Below are 16,745 nucleotides of genomic sequence, written 5' to 3'. Positions count from 1 at the left end.
GGTCACGATGTCGCGGCTGGCCGGGTAGGGCGGGGCACCAGCCGCTTCCGGGCGGGTAGTGACGGTCGATGCCAAGTCACGCCCAGAGATTCCAGGACGATCCGGCGATGGGTGGGAAGCCCGGTCCCGTTGACGCCGGCGATCTCGCGCTGTTCGTCGAGCCACTTACCCAGGGGAAACTCCTGTTCCTTGTGGCCCAGCCCGGGAAGGCAACACCGTTCACGCGAGCGGAAGCTCCGCAGAGCACTTACGCCCGCGGACCAGTCCCGGCTGGCGAGGTCCTTCGAGATCGCGTGTACAGCGTTGGAGGACCCGGCGTCGAGACGCGTGTCGGTGAGCATCCGGCGCAGTGTGATGTACGGAGCGCCGGCGGGGTCCACGAAGGCGAGTTTCAAGACGATCTTGACCTTCACCTCCAGCTGGCGTACCCGCTCCCGGGTGACATCGAGGTCGTTCCCGATCTCGTCCAGGGTCGCTGGGGCGTGTCCGTCCAGCCCGTACCGCCGGGTGACGATGTGGGCGAATCGCTCGGGAAGCGCGGCGACGGCCGCGTGCAGCTCCGCTTCGGTCAGAGTGCCGATGACCGTGCTCTCCACGCCCGGGATTGCGTTACGGGCTTCGACGAGGTCGCCGAGATGGACACCGTCGCCGATGATCCGGTCCAGCGAGTCGGTGCGGCGGCTGAGCCGCCGCACCTCGTCAACCTTCGTCACCGGGAGGTCGCAGGCCACCGCAACCTCGGCGGCCCGGATCGGGAGGCCGCGGGAGAGCAGGGTCCGTTCGGCGCGGGCCACCTTCTGGACGACCTCGTGCATGTGCACAGGGATGCGGATGACGCTGCCCTCGTCGGCGATGGCCCGGCTGATCATTTGGCGGATCCACTGGGTGCCGTAGGTGGAGAACTTGCAGCCCATGTGGGGGTCGAACTTCCGGGCGGCTCGTATCAGACCGAGCATGCCGTTCTGTACGAGGTCCTCGTACTCCAGCCCCTGGTTGAGGAACTGCCGTGCGACGGAGTGGGCGAGCCTCATATTGTGCGTGACCAGGCAATCCCGTGCCCGTCGCCGTTCGTTCGTCCCCGGGAGCCCGGCCAGTTCCTCGTCGGTCGGTTCGATGCCCACCCGCCGCACCCCGCCGCGCAGTAGTACGGCCAGGCCCACCTCCTCGTCCGCGGTGAGGAGTCGCTTGTCCGGGCGGAGGGTGAAGCGATCACCGGTCAGCACGTTGCGGGCTGCGGCCAGGGCTTGTTCCAGGTGGCCCGGCGCGACCGGTGCCATCTGCGCCGGGATCGACAGCCCGGCTCCTGGGAGAGCGTTGCGCGGGGGTGGCGCTGGCGTCGTGCCGCCAGGTGGTGACGCGACACGCGTACCGGATCCGAGCTCTTCGGCTTCGGCTGCCGAAAGGCCGGCCAGGCGGGCGACCCCGGCTAACGCCTGAGCGTCGACCACGCCCGCATCGTCGGCGAAGCGGTCCAGCAGCCGGCGCGCCGTGCGCACGCGGGGGGAGGCGTCCGGCCGCTGCGCGGGTGCGGGCTCGGCCTCCCGGCGGGACGGTTCGCCGATCCGGAGGTTCATCGTAGTGAGGGCATCGGCCAGCCGACCGCGTGCTTCCTCGCTCAGCCCGAGCGCCTCCGTCTCGGTACGGAAGACCTGGTAGGGCACGACCCCGCGCACCCTCTTCGTCTGAAGCTCGGCGTACAGCCTGCCGAGAGCGGCCTTCAGGCTCGGAACCTGGTGGTCCAACTTCCCACCCCTTCACGCGGAGGCGAGGCGCAGAGGCCTCGAAAGCGCGTACGTTGCGGGCTGCCACCCGATGTACACGGCGACGATAGCGATGGTTTGTTAGCGACGTCAACGCATCATCAACATGGTGTACGTGACCCTCGGAATCGTGTACGGTTCTTCCTGTCGTCCCCGCTCGCCGCTCTGCGGCAGGTCATGGGTGGGGGAGCGGCAGACGGCGTGGTGCGTCCTTGATCCGGGGGTGTGGAGGAGTGGCAGTGGGCCTGGAGCTGATCGGCGGCCGGTTCCGCGTGTTGGGGGCGATCGGCGCCGGCAACATGGGGGAAGTTCACAAGGCCGAGGACCTGATGTCGCCGGCGGACGGACCGGATCGCGTGGTCGCCGTCAAGACGATCCTCCGCCGCCGTTCCGGTGCTGCTGTCGATACCTACGGGGATGCCAAGGCGGTCGAGCGCTTTGCCCGCGAGGTGCGCATCATGCGCCGCCTGGACCACCTCCACCTCAGCCGCCTCATTGGCGGCGGCGTGGACGAGGACCACGGCGGTTTGCCGTACCTCGCGATGGAATACCTCGACGGTGAGGTCCTGCGTGACCTGATCGCGGAAGAGGGACAGCTCCCCGTCGCCTGGGTCGCCGCGATCGGTGCCCAGATCGCCGACGGACTCTCCGCCGCGCACGCGGCCGGCATCGTGCACCGCGATCTCAAGCCTGCCAACGTGATGCTCACCAGGGGCGGCGTCGTCAAGGTCCTCGACTTCGGCATGGGGCGGATCGTCGACGACCCCGAGGACGCCAAGCTCACCAGCACGGGTGTCGCAGTCGGGACGGCCCGGTACATGGCACCCGAGCAGTTCAAGGCCGAGCAGGTGACGCAGGCCGCCGACCTCTACGCCCTGGGCTGCCTGCTCTTCGAGGCGCTCACCGGTGTCGCCCCGTTCGTCGGCGAGGCTGCATATGAGCTGATGCGCAAGCACATCGAGGACAGCCCGACTCCGGTGCGCCTGATCCGGCAGGACGTGCCCGCGGAGCTGGCCCGCCTGGTCGATCGTCTCCTCGCGAAGCAGCCCGTTGACCGTCCTGCCGACGCCGTCGCCGTCCGCGACGCCCTCCTCCCGCTCGTCGACCGGAACGGCGGTGCCCCGTTGCTCCCCGCCTGGAGTGCGTTCGACCCCGTTCCGGTCCTGCATGCCACCCAGCCCGCAGTGACCGCACAGCCCGTGGTCTCCGCGGCCGAGGCACCCGCAACTTCCGCAACCACCACGGGTATGGACGTCTTCGGTGTCCACCGCCAGCTGATCGATGATTATCGCGCCTTCACCGAGGGCGGGACGGTCATTCGCGATGATCGGATCGCCGCGTTCGTCGAGGACGACCTGGACGCCAAGTCCCAGTGGCCGGACCCCTGGCTGTCGCTGAACCCGTTCTTCGCCGGCGGTGGCACCGTCCTGGAGCTCGCGGGCCAGGACGTGCTGCACAAGGAGTGCGCGCGCATCTTCCAGGCGAAGAAGACGGAGGGCGGTACCGTCTGCGACGGCCGTCCGCTGACCCTGCACCAGCACCAGCGCGAGGCGCTCGAAGCCGCCCAGTCGGGCGCCTCGTACGTGCTGACCACCGGAACCGGTTCCGGTAAGTCGCTGGGCTACATCGTCCCGATCGTCGACAAGGTCCTGAAGGACCGCAAGGCCGAGGGCCCGGCGGCCGTCAAACGAGTCCGCGCGATCATCGTTTACCCGATGAACGCCCTGGCCAACAGCCAGCTCAAGGAACTGGAGAAGTACCTCCGCGACGGCTTCGGCAAGGGCCGCGAGCCCGTCACCTTCGCCCGCTACACCGGCCAGGAGGACGACGCGGCCCGCAAGGAGATCCGCGACAACCCGCCGGACATCCTGCTCACCAACTACGTGATGCTGGAGCTGATGCTCACCCGGCCCGACGACCGCAAGAGCCTCGTCAAGATGGCCCGCGGGCTGGAGTTCCTGGTCTTCGACGAACTTCACACCTACCGCGGCCGCCAGGGCGCCGACGTCGCCCTGCTGATCCGGCGGGTCCGTGAGGCGTGCCAGGCCGGCCGGCTCCAGTGTGTCGGTACCTCCGCGACGATGTCGACGGAGGGCACGGCCGAGGACCAGCGGAAGGTCGTCGCGAACGTCGCCTCGACCCTCTTCGGCGTCAAGGTCGATCCCCGGCACGTCATCGGCGAGACCCTGGTACGGGCCACCGAGGAAGCACCGGCGACCGTTTCTCCCGAGCGCCTCAGGGCTCCGGCCGCACCGAGGGCCTACGGCGATCTCGTCCGCGACCCGCTCGCACGCTGGATCGAGACCCGCTTCGGACTCGCCACCGACCTGGCCGACGGCCGACTCGTCCGCCAGAAGCCAGCGAAGATCGAGGAAGCCGCGGCGGAGCTGGCGGAGCAGAGCGGTGTGCCCGCCGACCAGTGCGCCGCCGCGATCCGGGCCACCCTGGAGGCCGGCTCGCAGGCCCGCCACCCCGTCACCGAGCGGCCGCTGTTCGCCTTCCGCCTGCACCAGTTCCTCTCCAAGGGCGACACCGTCTACACCACCCTGGAGGGCAAGCTCACCCGGCACCTCACCCGCGGCTACCAGCTCGAACAGCCGGACTCCGGCGGAAAGTTGCTGATGCCGCTCGCCTTCTGCCGCGAGTGCGGCCAGGAGTACCTGACGGTGTGGCGCACCGAGAAGGACGGCGAGGTCCGGTACGAGGCGCGCCGCGACACCTCGGCGACCGGCGGCCGTCACGGCGACGGCTACCTCTACGTCGACCACGACCGGCCCTGGCCCCACGACACCGAGGCCGCCATCGCGGACCGCCGACTCCCCGAATCCTGGCTGGAGATCGACGACCGGGGCCAGGAGGTCGTCCGCAAGTCGCACCGCGACCGGGTGCCGCGAGCTGTCACCATCGACCCGTACGGCACCGAGGGGTACGGCGACCTGAAGGCCGCGTTCATCCCCTCCCCGTTCCTGTTCTGCGTGCACTGCGGCGTCTCCTACGAGCAGACCCGCGGTCGGGACTTCGCCAAGCTCGCCACCCTCGGTCAGGAGGGACGCTCCTCGGCGACCTCGTTGATCTCCGCCTCCGTGGTCCGCTCGTTGAAGTCGGTGCCGCAGGAGGCCCTGGACAAGGAGGCGCGCAAGCTCCTCACCTTCGTCGACAACCGGCAGGACGCCTCCCTGCAGGCCGGCCACTTCAACGACTTCGTGCAGATCACCCAGGTGCGCGGTGCCCTCTACCGGGCCGCCGTCGAGGCCGGCGAAGAGGGCATCCACCACGAGGACCTGGCCTCGGCGGTCGCCAACGCCCTCGCGCTGGACCCGGTCGACTACGCCGGCGACGCGGCCGACCTGCCGCCGGCCCTCGCCCGCAGCGCGGCGAAGACCATGCGCGACGTGATCGCCTTCCGGCTCTACCTGGATCTCGAACGCGGCTGGCGCATCACCATGCCCAACCTGGAGCAGACCGGCCTGCTGGAGATCGGCTACCAGGACCTCCAGTGGGTCGCCGAGCGTCAGGAGCGGTGGGAGGGCGCCCACCAGGCGCTGCGCGACGCCGACCCGGCCCTGCGAGCTGAGATCACCAAGGCGCTCCTCGACGAGATGCGCCGCGCCCTCGCCATCGACGTGCAGTACTTCCGGGACGACTTCGACTCCCTCCAGCGCGCCAGCGAGGAACGCCTCATCGACCCGTGGGTGCTGACGAAGTCCGACAGCCCCAAGGTCGGCACCGCCTACCCCCAGCCCTCCCGCCCCGGCCTGGACCGCTCCGGCCTGTTCCTGTCCGCCGCGGGCAAGTTCGGCAAGTACCTGCGCCGGACGGACAAGGCCTTCCGCGAGCTGGACAAGGGCGACCTCCAGCTCGTCATCGAGCAGCTGCTGAAGGTGCTGACCAAGGCCGGTCTGGTCCGCGAGGTCTCGCAGGCCCCTCAGCGCTCCGGCCGTTTCCGTCACTCCGCCGGGCCGGCCGTCACCGGCTACCGGGTCGCCGCGCAGACGCTGGTCTGGCGCGCCGGCAAGGGCGAGCGGGGCGCCCACGACCCGCTCACCCGCACCTACGCCAGCGGTGACGGCCCCCGGGTCAACATCTTCTTCCGCGACCTCTACCGCAACGCGGCCACCGAGCTGGCCGGGCTCTTCGCCCGCGAGCACACCGCCCAGGTCGATCCGACCGAGCGCGAGAACCGAGAAGAGGCCTTCCGCAAGGCAGAGTTGAAGCTTCTCTACTGCTCGCCGACGATGGAGCTGGGCGTCGACATCTCCTCGCTCAACGCCGTCATGATGCGCAATGTCCCGCCGACACCCGCCAACTACGCGCAGCGCTCCGGGCGCGCGGGCCGCAGTGGGCAGCCCGCCCTGGTCACCACCTACTGTTCCACCGGGAACAGCCATGACCAGTACTACTTCCGCCACTCCGACCGCATGGTGGCGGGCGCCGTGGCGCCGCCGCGCCTGGACCTCGCCAACGAGGACCTCGTCCTCTCCCACGTCCAGGGCATCTGGCTGGCCGAGGCCGGCCTGAAGCTCGGCCGGGCCATCACCGAGGTCCTGGACATCTCCCACCCCGATACCGGCGACCGCCCCGAACCGGCCCTCGAACTGCACCCCGACCTCCACGCCGCCTCGCGGGACGCCGACGCCCAGACCCGTACCGTCGCCGCCGCCTACCAGGTGCTCGGCCCCTTGCTGCCCGAGTTCGCCCGGACCACCTGGTGGGACGAGCGGTGGATCGAGGACCGGGTGCGCACCGTCCCCGATCGGTTCGACCACGCCTTCGACCGCTGGCGGGAGCTCTACCGGGCCGCGCTGGACGACCAGTATGTCCAGAACAAGCGGGTCCTCGACCACAGCCTCACCGAGGGCGACCGCAGGCGCGCGGTCGGCCGGCGGCGGGAGGCCGAGACCCAGCTCAACCTGCTGAAGAACGAGAGCGCGGAAAGCAAGTCGGTCCTCTCCGACTTCAACCCCTACCGGTACCTGGCGTCCGAGGGCTTCCTGCCGGGGTACTCCTTCCCTCGCCTGCCGCTTGCCGCGTACATCCTCACCACCGGCCGCCGCCGGGGCGAAGGCGATTACCTGCAGCGCCCCCGCTTCCTCGCCATCCGCGAGTTCGGCCCCGGGGCGCTGATCTACCACGAGGGCGCCCGCTATCAGGTCACCCGCATCCAGCTCCCGCCGGACGCCTCCGGGGACATCACCACCAGCGAGGCCCGCCGCTGCGACCACTGCGGCTACCACCACGACCCGCGTGAGCGCGCCGACCGCTGCCAGATGTGCGACGAGCCGCTCGGCGCGGCCACCTACGGCCTGCTCCAGCTGCACACCGTCTACACCCAGCGCCGCGAACGCATCTCCTCGGACGAGGAGGAGCGCCGCCGGGCCGGCTACAAGCTGGAGACCTCCTACGCCTTCCAGGACCACGGCACCCGCAAGGGCCGCCAGGACGCCAGGCTCACCGACGGCACCGGCCCGCTCGCGGCGGTGGCCTACGGCGACTCCGCGACCGTCCGGATCACCAACGTGGGCCGGCTGCGCGCCAAGAAGGACGACCCTGCGGGCTACTGGCTCGACGTCGCGGACGGCCGCTGGATGAACGACCGCGACGCGGCCGACGCTTCCGGTGACTCCAGCGAGCTGCCGGTCGTTGACGCCGACGGCAACGAGAAGCGCCGCAAGAAGCGGGTCATCCCGTACGTCGAGGACCGCCGCAACATCCTCGTCCTCACCCTCGACGAGCCGCTGCCCGAGCCGATCGCACTCACCCTGATGTACGCCCTGGAGCGTGGCATCGAGGCCGCCTTCGAACTGGAGGACTCCGAGCTCAACAGTGAGCTCCTGCCGCCGAACGACGGCCCGCGCAACCGCTTCCTCTTCACCGAGGCCGCCGAGGGCGGGGCGGGCGTGCTCCGTCGCCTGCAGTCGGAGCCGGACGCGCTCGCCAGGGCTGCCCGCCAGGCGCTGGAGATCTGCCACTTCGACGAGGACGGCGTCGATCAGGGCGGTCCCCACCCCGACCGCAAGTGTGCGCGCGGCTGCTACGAGTGCCTGCTGACCTACGGCAACCAGCTCAACCACGCGCTGATCGACCGCCGTACGGTTGCTGCCCTGCTGCTGCGGTTCGCCTCCGCCGTCGCGAAGCGCGACGAGCGCGGTGAGTCCCGCAGCGAGCAGTTCCGGCGGCTGGTCGCCGAGCAGAGCCCGGAGCCAGCGGGTCGGCCGGACGAGGCTGCAGAGCCCGCGGAGCCCGCCGCCGCACTGACCCCGTTCGAGCGCGACTTCGTGACGTGGCTGAAGGATCGCGGCCTGCGTCTTCCCGACGAGACCCAGACCCTGATCACCGAGGCCAACGCGATGGCGGACTTCGTCTACCGGATCCCCGGTGTCAACCTCGCGGTCTTCATCGACGATCACGACACAGAGACCACTGCCCTGCGCGACGGAGACGCCGAGGAACGCCTCTACGACGCCACTTGGGACGTGGTCCGCTTCCCCGCCGACGGCGACTGGGACGCCATCGCCGCTCGACACCCCCGGTACTTCGGCACCGCCCACCCGACGCGCTGATCAACGGAACCGACGAACCACCCGACGAGGACCTCACCTGATGACACCCACCTACTCCGCCGGTTCCCTGGTCACCGCTCGCGGCCGCGAATGGGTCGTGCTGCCCGAGAGCGCCGCCGACATGCTCGTGCTGCGCCCCCTCGGCGGCTCCGACGACGACATTGCAGCCGTCTTCCCGGCCTTCGAGGACGTCAAGGGCGCCGAGTTCGCTCCCCCCTCGCCGGCCGACCTCGGCGACCAGCGTGCGGCCGGCCTGCTCCGCTCCGCCCTGCGGATCGGCTTCCGCTCCGGCGCCGGGCCGTTCCGCTCCCTCGCCGGGATCGCCGTCGAGCCGCGCGCGTACCAGCTCGTTCCGCTGCTGATGGCCCTGCGGCAGAAGACCGTCCGGCTGCTGATCTCCGACGACGTCGGCATCGGCAAAACCGTGGAGGCCGGCCTGATCGCGAGCGAACTGCTCGCCCAGGGGGAGACGAAGGGGCTGGCCGTGCTGTGCTCGCCCGCTCTGGCCGAGCAGTGGCAGGCCGAGCTGCGCAGCAAGTTCGGCATCGACGCCGAACTCGTGCTCTCCTCCACGGTGCCGCGCCTTGAGCGGGGCCTGGACCTCGGGCAGTCGATCTTCGACCGGTACCCGAACGTGGTGGTGTCCACCGACTTCATCAAGTCCCCGCGCCACCGCGACGACTTCGTGCGCCACTGCCCCGAGCTGGTCATCGTCGACGAAGCTCACACGTGCGTCGCCGCCGACGACGCTTCCGGCCCTGGCGGCCGCTCCTCGCAGAATCAGCTGCGGTACGAGCTGCTGCGCCGGGTTGCAGAGAAGGCGGACACGCACCTGCTGCTGGTGACCGCCACGCCGCACAGCGGCAAGGAGTCCGCGTTCCGCGACCTGCTCGGCCTGGTGAAGCCCGAGCTGGCCACCGTTGACCTGGACAGCAAGCGCGGGCGCGAACTGCTCGCCCGGCACTTCGTCCAGCGCAAGCGCGCCGACATCCGGCAGTACCTGACCAAGGAGGATGGCCTCAGCGACGACAGCCTCGCCGAGAAGACCGCCTTCCCGGCGGACCGGTACTTCAAGGACGAGACCTACAAGCTCTCTCCGGCCTACCGCGCCCTCCTCGACGACGCCATCGCCTACGCGAGCGACCGCGTCGAGGCGGCCGGGGCGAAGGGCAAACGCGAGGCCCGCATCGCCTGGTGGTCCGCGATCGCCCTGCTGCGCTCGCTGGTCTCCTCTCCGCGTGCCGCCTCCCAGACCCTGACCACCCGCTCCGCCACCGCCGTCGCCGCGACTGCGGAGGAGGCCGACCGACTCGGCGCGCCGCTCACCAGCGACTCCGCCGACAGCGACACCCTGGAGGGCCTGGACGTCGCGCCCGGCGCCGAGACGGACGACGCGGGCGCCCGGCTGGCGGCGCTCGCGGAGCGGGCCGCGGGGCTGGAGGGCACCGAGCACGACCTCAAGCTCAAGGCGCTGATCAAGCACCTCAAGGCGCTGCTGGCCGACGGCTACAACCCGATCGTCTTCTGCCGCTACATCCCGACGGCGGAGTACGTCGCCGAGGCGCTCCAGGGGAAGGGCGGAGTCAAGGCCACGGTGGCCGCTGTGACGGGCACCCTCTCGCCGCAGCAGCGCATCGAGCGCATCGAGAAGCTCGCCGAGGAGGCGGGGGACAGCCTGGCGGCGCGCCGGGTGCTGGTCGCCACCGACTGCCTGTCGGAGGGCGTCAACCTCCAGCACCACTTCGACGCGGTCGTCCACTACGACCTCGCGTGGAACCCGACCAGGCATGACCAGCGCGAAGGGCGCGTCGACCGGTACGGGCAGAAGCGCAACGAGGTCCGCGTCATAACGCTCTACGGTGCCGACAACGGCATCGACGGCAAGGTGCTCGAAGTCCTCATCAAGAAGTACCGGCAGATCAGGAAGGACCTGGGCATCTCGGTCTCCGTGCCGGACGAGACCTCGGCGGGTGTGACGGACGCGATCGTCGAGTGGCTGCTGATGCGGGGGAGGGAAGGGCAGCAGGAGGGGCTGTTCGCGGTCGACGACCTGGTCGACGCGAAGGCAGCGGAGCTGGAGAAGGACTGGAACTCGGCCGCCGAGCGGGAGAAGACCTCGCGGTCCCGGTTCGCTCAGCGCTCCATCCACCCACAGGACGTGGCGCGGGAGGTCGCCGCGATCCGTGACGCCCTGGGGAGCGCGGGGGAGATCCGCACCTTCGTCCGGGATTCCCTCAACGCGCTCGGCGCCGTCCTCCGGGACACCGGGGGCGGGGACTTCACGGCGGAGGTCTCGGGTGCTCCGGCCGGGCTGCGCGACGCCCTGGCACCGGTCGTCGGCGGGGACGCGGTCGAGACCGGGCGTCCGATCCCGTTCCGCACCGATCCGGCGGTCGGTCGCGGTGAGGCCGCGCTCGTGCGTACCGACCCGGTCGTGGGAGCCCTGGCCGGCCACGTCCTCAACGCTGCCCTCGACACGCTGGCCGAGGGCAGCCGGCCGGCCCGGCGCTGCGGCGTCGTGACGACGGACGCGGTTTCGGTTCGGACGACGCTGCTGCTGGTGCGCTACCGGTTCCACCTGACGCTGCCCTCGCGGAGCGGGGACAAGCAGATCGTCGCCGAGGACGCCCGGCTGCTCGCCTTCCAGGGCGCGCCGAAGAACGCCGTCTGGCTGCCGGACGGGGACGCTCTCGCCCTGCTCGGGGCCCAGGCCACCCTCAACACCGACGTGCACTTCGGCGAGCGGACGATGACCCGCATCCTGGGGCAACTCCCGGACGTCCAGGGCTACCTGGAGTCGCACGGCGAGCAGCTCGCCGCCGATCTCGACGCCTCCCACCGCCGCGTCCGCGAAGCCACCGGCGAGATCGTCCGAGGCCTGCGCGTGCGTGCGCAGCAGCCCGCCGACGTACTCGGCGCCTACGTCTACCTGCCCGCGAACACGTCGACCGGAGAGGGCGCCTGATGTCCGCCACCACCCGCAACCAGGTCTTCTCCGCCGTCCACACGGTGGGCGGGCTGCTGCCCGCCGACATACTGGTCCGCATCGCCGAGGGCAAGGACGTCTCCGGCGCCAAGCCGGCTGATTACGGTGTCATCGGCTCGCGGTCGGTGCGTGATGACGCCGAACGCCACTGGGACTACCTCAAGGGTGTGTGGCGTGAGCTTCGGAAGCGCCTCCCCGAGGACGCCGAGACGGGCGCTCCGGCTGCCGACCCGACGGGACTCGCGGTTGCGCAGTGGCTGGAGCCGCTGTTCGCGGAGCTGGGCTTCGGGCGGCTGACGGCGGTTGGCACGGCCGGTATCACCGCCGACAGCGACGCGGCGAAGACCTTCGACGTCAGCCACCGCTGGCAGCACGCGTTGATCCACCTCACGCCCTGGAACACCGACCTCGACAAGCGCCCTGGTGGGGCTGGGACCATCCCGCCGCAGTCGATGCTCCAGGAGTGCCTCAACCGCACGGAGGCGCACCTGTGGGGCGTGCTCTCCAACGGCCGTCGGCTTCGGCTCCTGCGCGACTCCAGCGCCCTGGCGACGGCCTCGTACGTCGAGTTCGACCTTGAGGCGATCTTCGACGGCGAGCTGTTCAGCGAGTTCGTGCTGCTCTACCGGCTGCTGCACGTCTCGCGGTTCGAGGTGGCGGAGGGCGCGGCGGCTTCGGCCTGCCGACTGGAGAAGTGGCGTACGGAGGCCATCGCCTCCGGGACCAGGGCCCTGGACCAGCTCCGCAAGGGCGTCCAGGACGCCATCACGACCCTGGGTACGGGTTTCTTCCGCCACCCCGACAACGCTGCTCTGCGCGAGAACCTCAAGGCCCAGGATCTGCACAACGCGCTGCTGCGCCTGGCCTATCGGCTGCTCTTCCTCTTCGTCGCCGAGGACCGTGACGTCCTGCACGCGCCCGAGGCCGGGGAGCGGGAACGCGAGCGCTACGCCACGTACTTCTCCTCGGCCCGGCTCCGCGAACACGCGCGGCGCAGGCGCGGTACCGCGCACGGCGACCGGTGGCAGGCTCTGCGGGTCGTGCTCGACGCGCTGGGCGACGAGAATGGGCGCCCGGAGCTCGGGTTGCCGGGCCTCGGCGGCCTATTCACGCACAGTGACGCGGACGTCCCGCTGGACGGCCTTTCCCTGTCGAACGAGTACCTGCTGACGGCGGTTCGCCACCTGTCGCAGGTGCGGGATGCGGGCTCCAAGCGCTGGCGCGCGGTCGACTACCGGCACCTTGACGCCGAGGAACTGGGCTCCATCTACGAGTCCCTGCTCGAACTCGTCCCGCAGCACAGTGCGGCCGACCGGACCTTCGAGCTGGTGGAGCTGGCCGGCAACACTCGGAAGACGACAGGTTCCTACTACACCCCGTCCTCACTGATCGACCACCTGCTCGACTCGGCACTCGACCCGGTCATCGACGACGCCGTCAAGCGCGGCGAGCAGAAGGCCACTGCTGCCGGTCGACCCGATGCGGCGAAGGACATCGTCGACGAGTTGCTGGCCCTGACGGTCTGCGACCCCGCTTGCGGCTCCGGCCACTTCCTGGTGGCCGCCGCCCGCCGCATCGCCAAGCGGGTCGCGGCCGTTCGCGAGCGGAACCCGGAGCCGACGGTCGCCGCTGTCCGCACCGCCCTCCACGACGTTGTCGCCCGCTGCATCTACGGTGTGGACCTCAACCCGATGGCCGTGGAACTGGCCAAGGTGTCGCTGTGGCTGGAGGCCCTGGAGCCGGGCAAGGCGCTGAGCTTCCTCGACGCGCATGTGAAGCACGGGAACGGCCTCATTGGTGCGACCCCCGCACTGTTGTTGAACGGCATCCCGAACGACGCGTTCAAGCCGATCGAAGGCGATGACAAGAAGGTCGCCAAGTCGCTGGAGAAGCAGAACGACAAGGAGCGGTCGGGCCAGAGCATGCTGCTCAACCTCGGCGACGGCCCGAAGATCGCCAACACCGTCTTCGCATCGGGGCTGCGCAGCATCACCACGGCCAAGTCGGACAGTCTCTCCGACGTTCGCCGACAGGAGTCCGCCTTCACGGAGTGGTCGGAGTCCGCCGTCTACGTGCGGGCGCTGCACGCCGCCGATGCGTGGTGTGCCGCCTTCGTCTGGCCGAAGGTGCCGGGTGCCCCGCAGGCCGTTACGCACGATGTCTTCCGGGCCCTGCAGGATCCCGATGCCGACGCAGCCTCCCAGGCGACCCATGATGAGATCCTGCGTCTGCGCGAGCAGTACCGCTTCTTCCACTGGCACCTTGAGTTCCCCGAGGTGTTCACCGTCCCTGACGGTTCCGGCGCAGTCGAAACCGATCAGCGCACAGGCTGGGCCGGCGGGTTCAGCTGCATGCTCGGAAACCCGCCGTGGGAACGGGTCAAGCTCCAGGAGCAGGAGTTCTTCGCCACCCGTGACGAGAAGATCGCGAAGGCGTCGAACAAGGCCGCGCGTGAGCGGATGATCGAGGCGCTCGCGGACAGCGAGGAGGACGCGGAACGCCAGCTGCACGACGACTTCGTTGCGGCCCGCCGCCGGTCCGAAGGTGTCAGCCACCTGCTCCGCAACTCCGGGCGCTATCCGCTCGCCGGCCGGGGCGACGTCAACACCTATGCGGTCTTCGCCGAGACCGCGTCCCTCATGATCGCCCCGCGCGGTCGGTTTGGATTGGTCCTGCCTACCGGCATCGCAACCGACGCGACCACCGCGCCGTTCTTCTCGGACCTGGTGCGCACGGCGCGCCTCGCTTCATTCCTGGAGTTCGAGAATGAGGCGTTCATCCTCAGCCGGGACGTGCATCACTCCGTCAGGTTCGCGCTGCTGACCGTGACCGGCATCGGCGAGCGCGTGCGGGAGGCCTCTTTCGCCTTCGGTACCCGGTACATCGAGGACCTGGACGACCGCCGCTTCGCGATGCCGCCCGAGGAGATCCTGCTGGTAAACCCGAACACGGGTACGCTTCCGCTATTCCGCACCCGCCGTGACGCGGAGATCACCCTTGGCATCTACCGCCGGGTCCCCGTCCTTATTCGGGAGCCGGATGAGAACGGGCAGGGTGGCAGCAACCCCTGGGGCCTGTCGTTCATGACGATGTTCCACATGTCGAACGACTCCCGCCTCTTCCGCACCAAGGATCAGCTTGAGGCGGGCGGCTGGGAGCTCACGGGCAACATCTTCACCAAGGACGGCCGTCGTTACCTGCCGCTCTACGAAGCCAAGATGCTCCACCACTACGACCACCGCCTCGGAACCTACGAAGGCCAGACGGAAGCCCAGTCCAACATGGGCACCCTGCCCCGGGTGACGTCGGAGCAGCATGACGACCCGTCTTTTGCCCCGTTGCCGCGCTACTGGGTCCCGGAGTTCGACACTCCGACAGGCAAGGCGGACAGCAAGGGGCGGGAGATTCTCGATCTGGGAGTGCGCTCGCGATTGGCGGCTAAAGGATGGCACCACTCGTGGCTGATGGGGTGGCGGGACGTCGCAAGGTCGACTGACAGGCGAACCATGATCGGGACTGTGCTTCCAGCCTATGGCGTGGGGCACAAGTTTCCGCTGATGCTTGTAGAGCGCGAAGCCATTTTTTTGAATGCTGTCCTGGCGTCATTTATTTTTGACTACGTGACCCGCCAGAAGGTTGCGGGAGCATCGATGACTTACAACTATGTCATGCAGCTTCCGGTGCCGAGTCCGAACTCGCGCATCCCCTTCCCTGTGGCCGAGGGGGAGGATCTGGCCGAGTGGATCAAGCCTAGAGCTTTGGAACTGCTCTACACATCCTGTGACTTGAAGCCGCTGGCTGTGGATCATGGAAATGACAATGCGCCTTACGGCTGGAATGCCCCCCGCAGGGAGCTTCTTCGGGCAGAGCTTGACGCGGCTCTATTTCACGCCTATGGAGTCGACCGCGACAGTGTGAAATTTGTCATGAGCTCCTTTGGAGTGATTGAAAAAGCGGATACGGGCATCTATGGAAGTTACTGGACCAGGGACCTGATTCTTGAGGTCTATGATCGCATGGCGGAGTCCCGGCGTACCGGCGTCAAATACGAATCGCCGCTAGATCCGCACCCCGGTCAGGGCCCCCGCCATCCCGCCTCCACCGCCGAGGGCGTGCGTTGACCGACAGCATGACCGCTGCCGCCGTCGGCACGGACCCCGCCGAGGTCCGTGCCGAGCGGCGGCGGCTCGTCCAGGCAGTGGCCGCGCATCGCCGGCTGCTCGCCGGGCGGCCGGCGTTCGAGCGGGCGGATCTGCGGCGGCGCAACCGGGAAGTGCGGGACCGTACCCGTGCGCAGCAGAAGCACGACGCGGCGGTTCGGCGTGCTGATGGCGCGCACCGGCGGGCACAGGATTCCTGTGCCCGCCGGCTGACGGCGCTCGACGGGAGCCGTGATAGCCGGGAGCGGGAGGCGCTCGCGGCGTTGCGCCGGCAGTTCATCGATCGGGCGGTCGCCAAATCCCCGTTGGGTCCGCAGGAGGTCAACGGCATCGGTGACGGGCTCGTCCGCGATCTGTCCGCGCAAGGCATCCGCACGGCCGCCGACTTCACTCGCATCAGCTACGAGAAGGCGCCCAACGGCCGTGGTGGGACGGTGGTGTGGATCCACCGAACTCGTGGAGGCAAGGTCCACGTCAACGGCATTGGCGAGCACCGGGCCCGGACCCTGATGGAGTGGCGGGACGCGACCATGGCCCGGGCCGAGGCCCGGGCGCCGCAGCAGCTTCCTGCGGACGAGCGCATGCGCGTGGATCAGATCATCGCCGAGGAACGGCTGCACCTCCAGCGCGAGAAGGAGGAAGCCGAACGGGCGGCGAACGCGGCACGGGCCGAGGCCGGGCAGTTGCTCGCCGAGGCCACATCCCGCCTTGCTGCGGCCGAGGTGGAGGCGGAGGCGGCTGCGGTTCTCCGACGTTCCGAGTTCGACGAGATGGCGGAGCGTCTTCTCGTTCTCCAGGCGGAACTCCGTCTCCACGTTGACCAGCACGACAGCGTCCGGCCGGGCTTCCGGCTACGCCGGGCGCAGGCTCGGGTGCTGCGGCCGGTGCCGCAGCACCCGGGCGCGGAGGAGCGCTCGTTCGTCCCGCCTCAGCGTGCGCCGATGTCCTCGGCGCCGCAGGACCTCGGAGCGGCTGCCGCTGGGGGAGACGTGTCTCCTGAGCCGGGGGCCCGTTTGGTCTGGCTGTTGCCGATCGGCTGGTTCGTGCTGACGGTGTTCTTGGGGTTCGGCCGGAGGATCGCGGGCCCGCTGTGGGCAGAGGTCACGGTTCGGCTCGTGGCTGTGGGGATGGTGGTGTGGCTGTTGCGCCTCTGGGTTCCCCGGCGGCGGATGGCTACGGACAGTCCATGCCGCCCGGCTCTGCCCTGATGACCTGGGGAGTGTTCGTGGGACTTGTCGCGTTTCGAGGGTTCCTCGACCAGGCCGGCGTCGGTTCTGGC

At 69.6% G+C, this 16,745-nt stretch carries 5 protein-coding genes; 4 read left to right on the top strand and 1 reads right to left on the bottom strand.

From position 1 onward, the window contains the following. Positions 1 to 2 precede the first annotated feature (2 nt). A complete protein-coding gene (locus ACZ3TI_RS36855; RefSeq protein ID WP_465734229.1) occupies positions 3 to 1,742 on the bottom strand; it encodes a sigma-70 family RNA polymerase sigma factor in 1,740 nt (579 codons plus the stop codon). 317 nt (positions 1,743 to 2,059) lie between these two features. Between ACZ3TI_RS36855 and ACZ3TI_RS36850 the strand changes: the two genes are divergently transcribed. The 4 genes from ACZ3TI_RS36850 to ACZ3TI_RS36835 are packed head-to-tail and all read left to right on the top strand — an operon-like array spanning position 2,060 to position 16,674. Then, complete coding sequence (locus tag ACZ3TI_RS36850; protein ID WP_465734264.1) at positions 2,060 to 8,320, top strand: protein kinase domain-containing protein; 6,261 nt, start codon at positions 2,060 to 2,062, stop codon at positions 8,318 to 8,320. Between the two features lie 40 nt (positions 8,321 to 8,360). Continuing rightward, positions 8,361 to 11,285 (top strand): helicase-related protein, encoded by a 2,925-nt coding sequence (locus tag ACZ3TI_RS36845; protein ID WP_465734227.1) that lies wholly within the window; start codon positions 8,361 to 8,363, stop codon positions 11,283 to 11,285. Further along, positions 11,285 to 15,427, top strand: coding sequence for an Eco57I restriction-modification methylase domain-containing protein (locus ACZ3TI_RS36840; protein ID WP_465734225.1), 4,143 nt, complete (start codon positions 11,285 to 11,287; stop codon positions 15,425 to 15,427). Before ACZ3TI_RS36845 ends, ACZ3TI_RS36840 begins: the two co-directional genes overlap by 1 nt. Beyond that, positions 15,424 to 16,674 (top strand): hypothetical protein, encoded by a 1,251-nt coding sequence (locus ACZ3TI_RS36835; protein ID WP_465734223.1) that lies wholly within the window; start codon positions 15,424 to 15,426, stop codon positions 16,672 to 16,674. The genes ACZ3TI_RS36840 and ACZ3TI_RS36835 overlap by 4 nt, the downstream gene beginning before the upstream one ends. Positions 16,675 to 16,745: the final 71 nt, after the last annotated feature.

Source organism: Kitasatospora sp. NPDC023120, from assembly GCF_055560835.1.
Note: the sequence above shows the minus strand (reverse complement) of the source record. Positions and strands in the feature narration are given on the sequence as shown.

Coding starts and splice junctions, on each gene's coding strand:
- ACZ3TI_RS36840 (WP_465734225.1), top strand. CDS start 11,285: ATGTCCGCCACCACCCGCAACCAGGTCTTCTCCGCCGTCCACACGGTG.
- ACZ3TI_RS36845 (WP_465734227.1), top strand. CDS start 8,361: ATGACACCCACCTACTCCGCCGGTTCCCTGGTCACCGCTCGCGGCCGC.
- ACZ3TI_RS36850 (WP_465734264.1), top strand. CDS start 2,060: ATGGGGGAAGTTCACAAGGCCGAGGACCTGATGTCGCCGGCGGACGGA.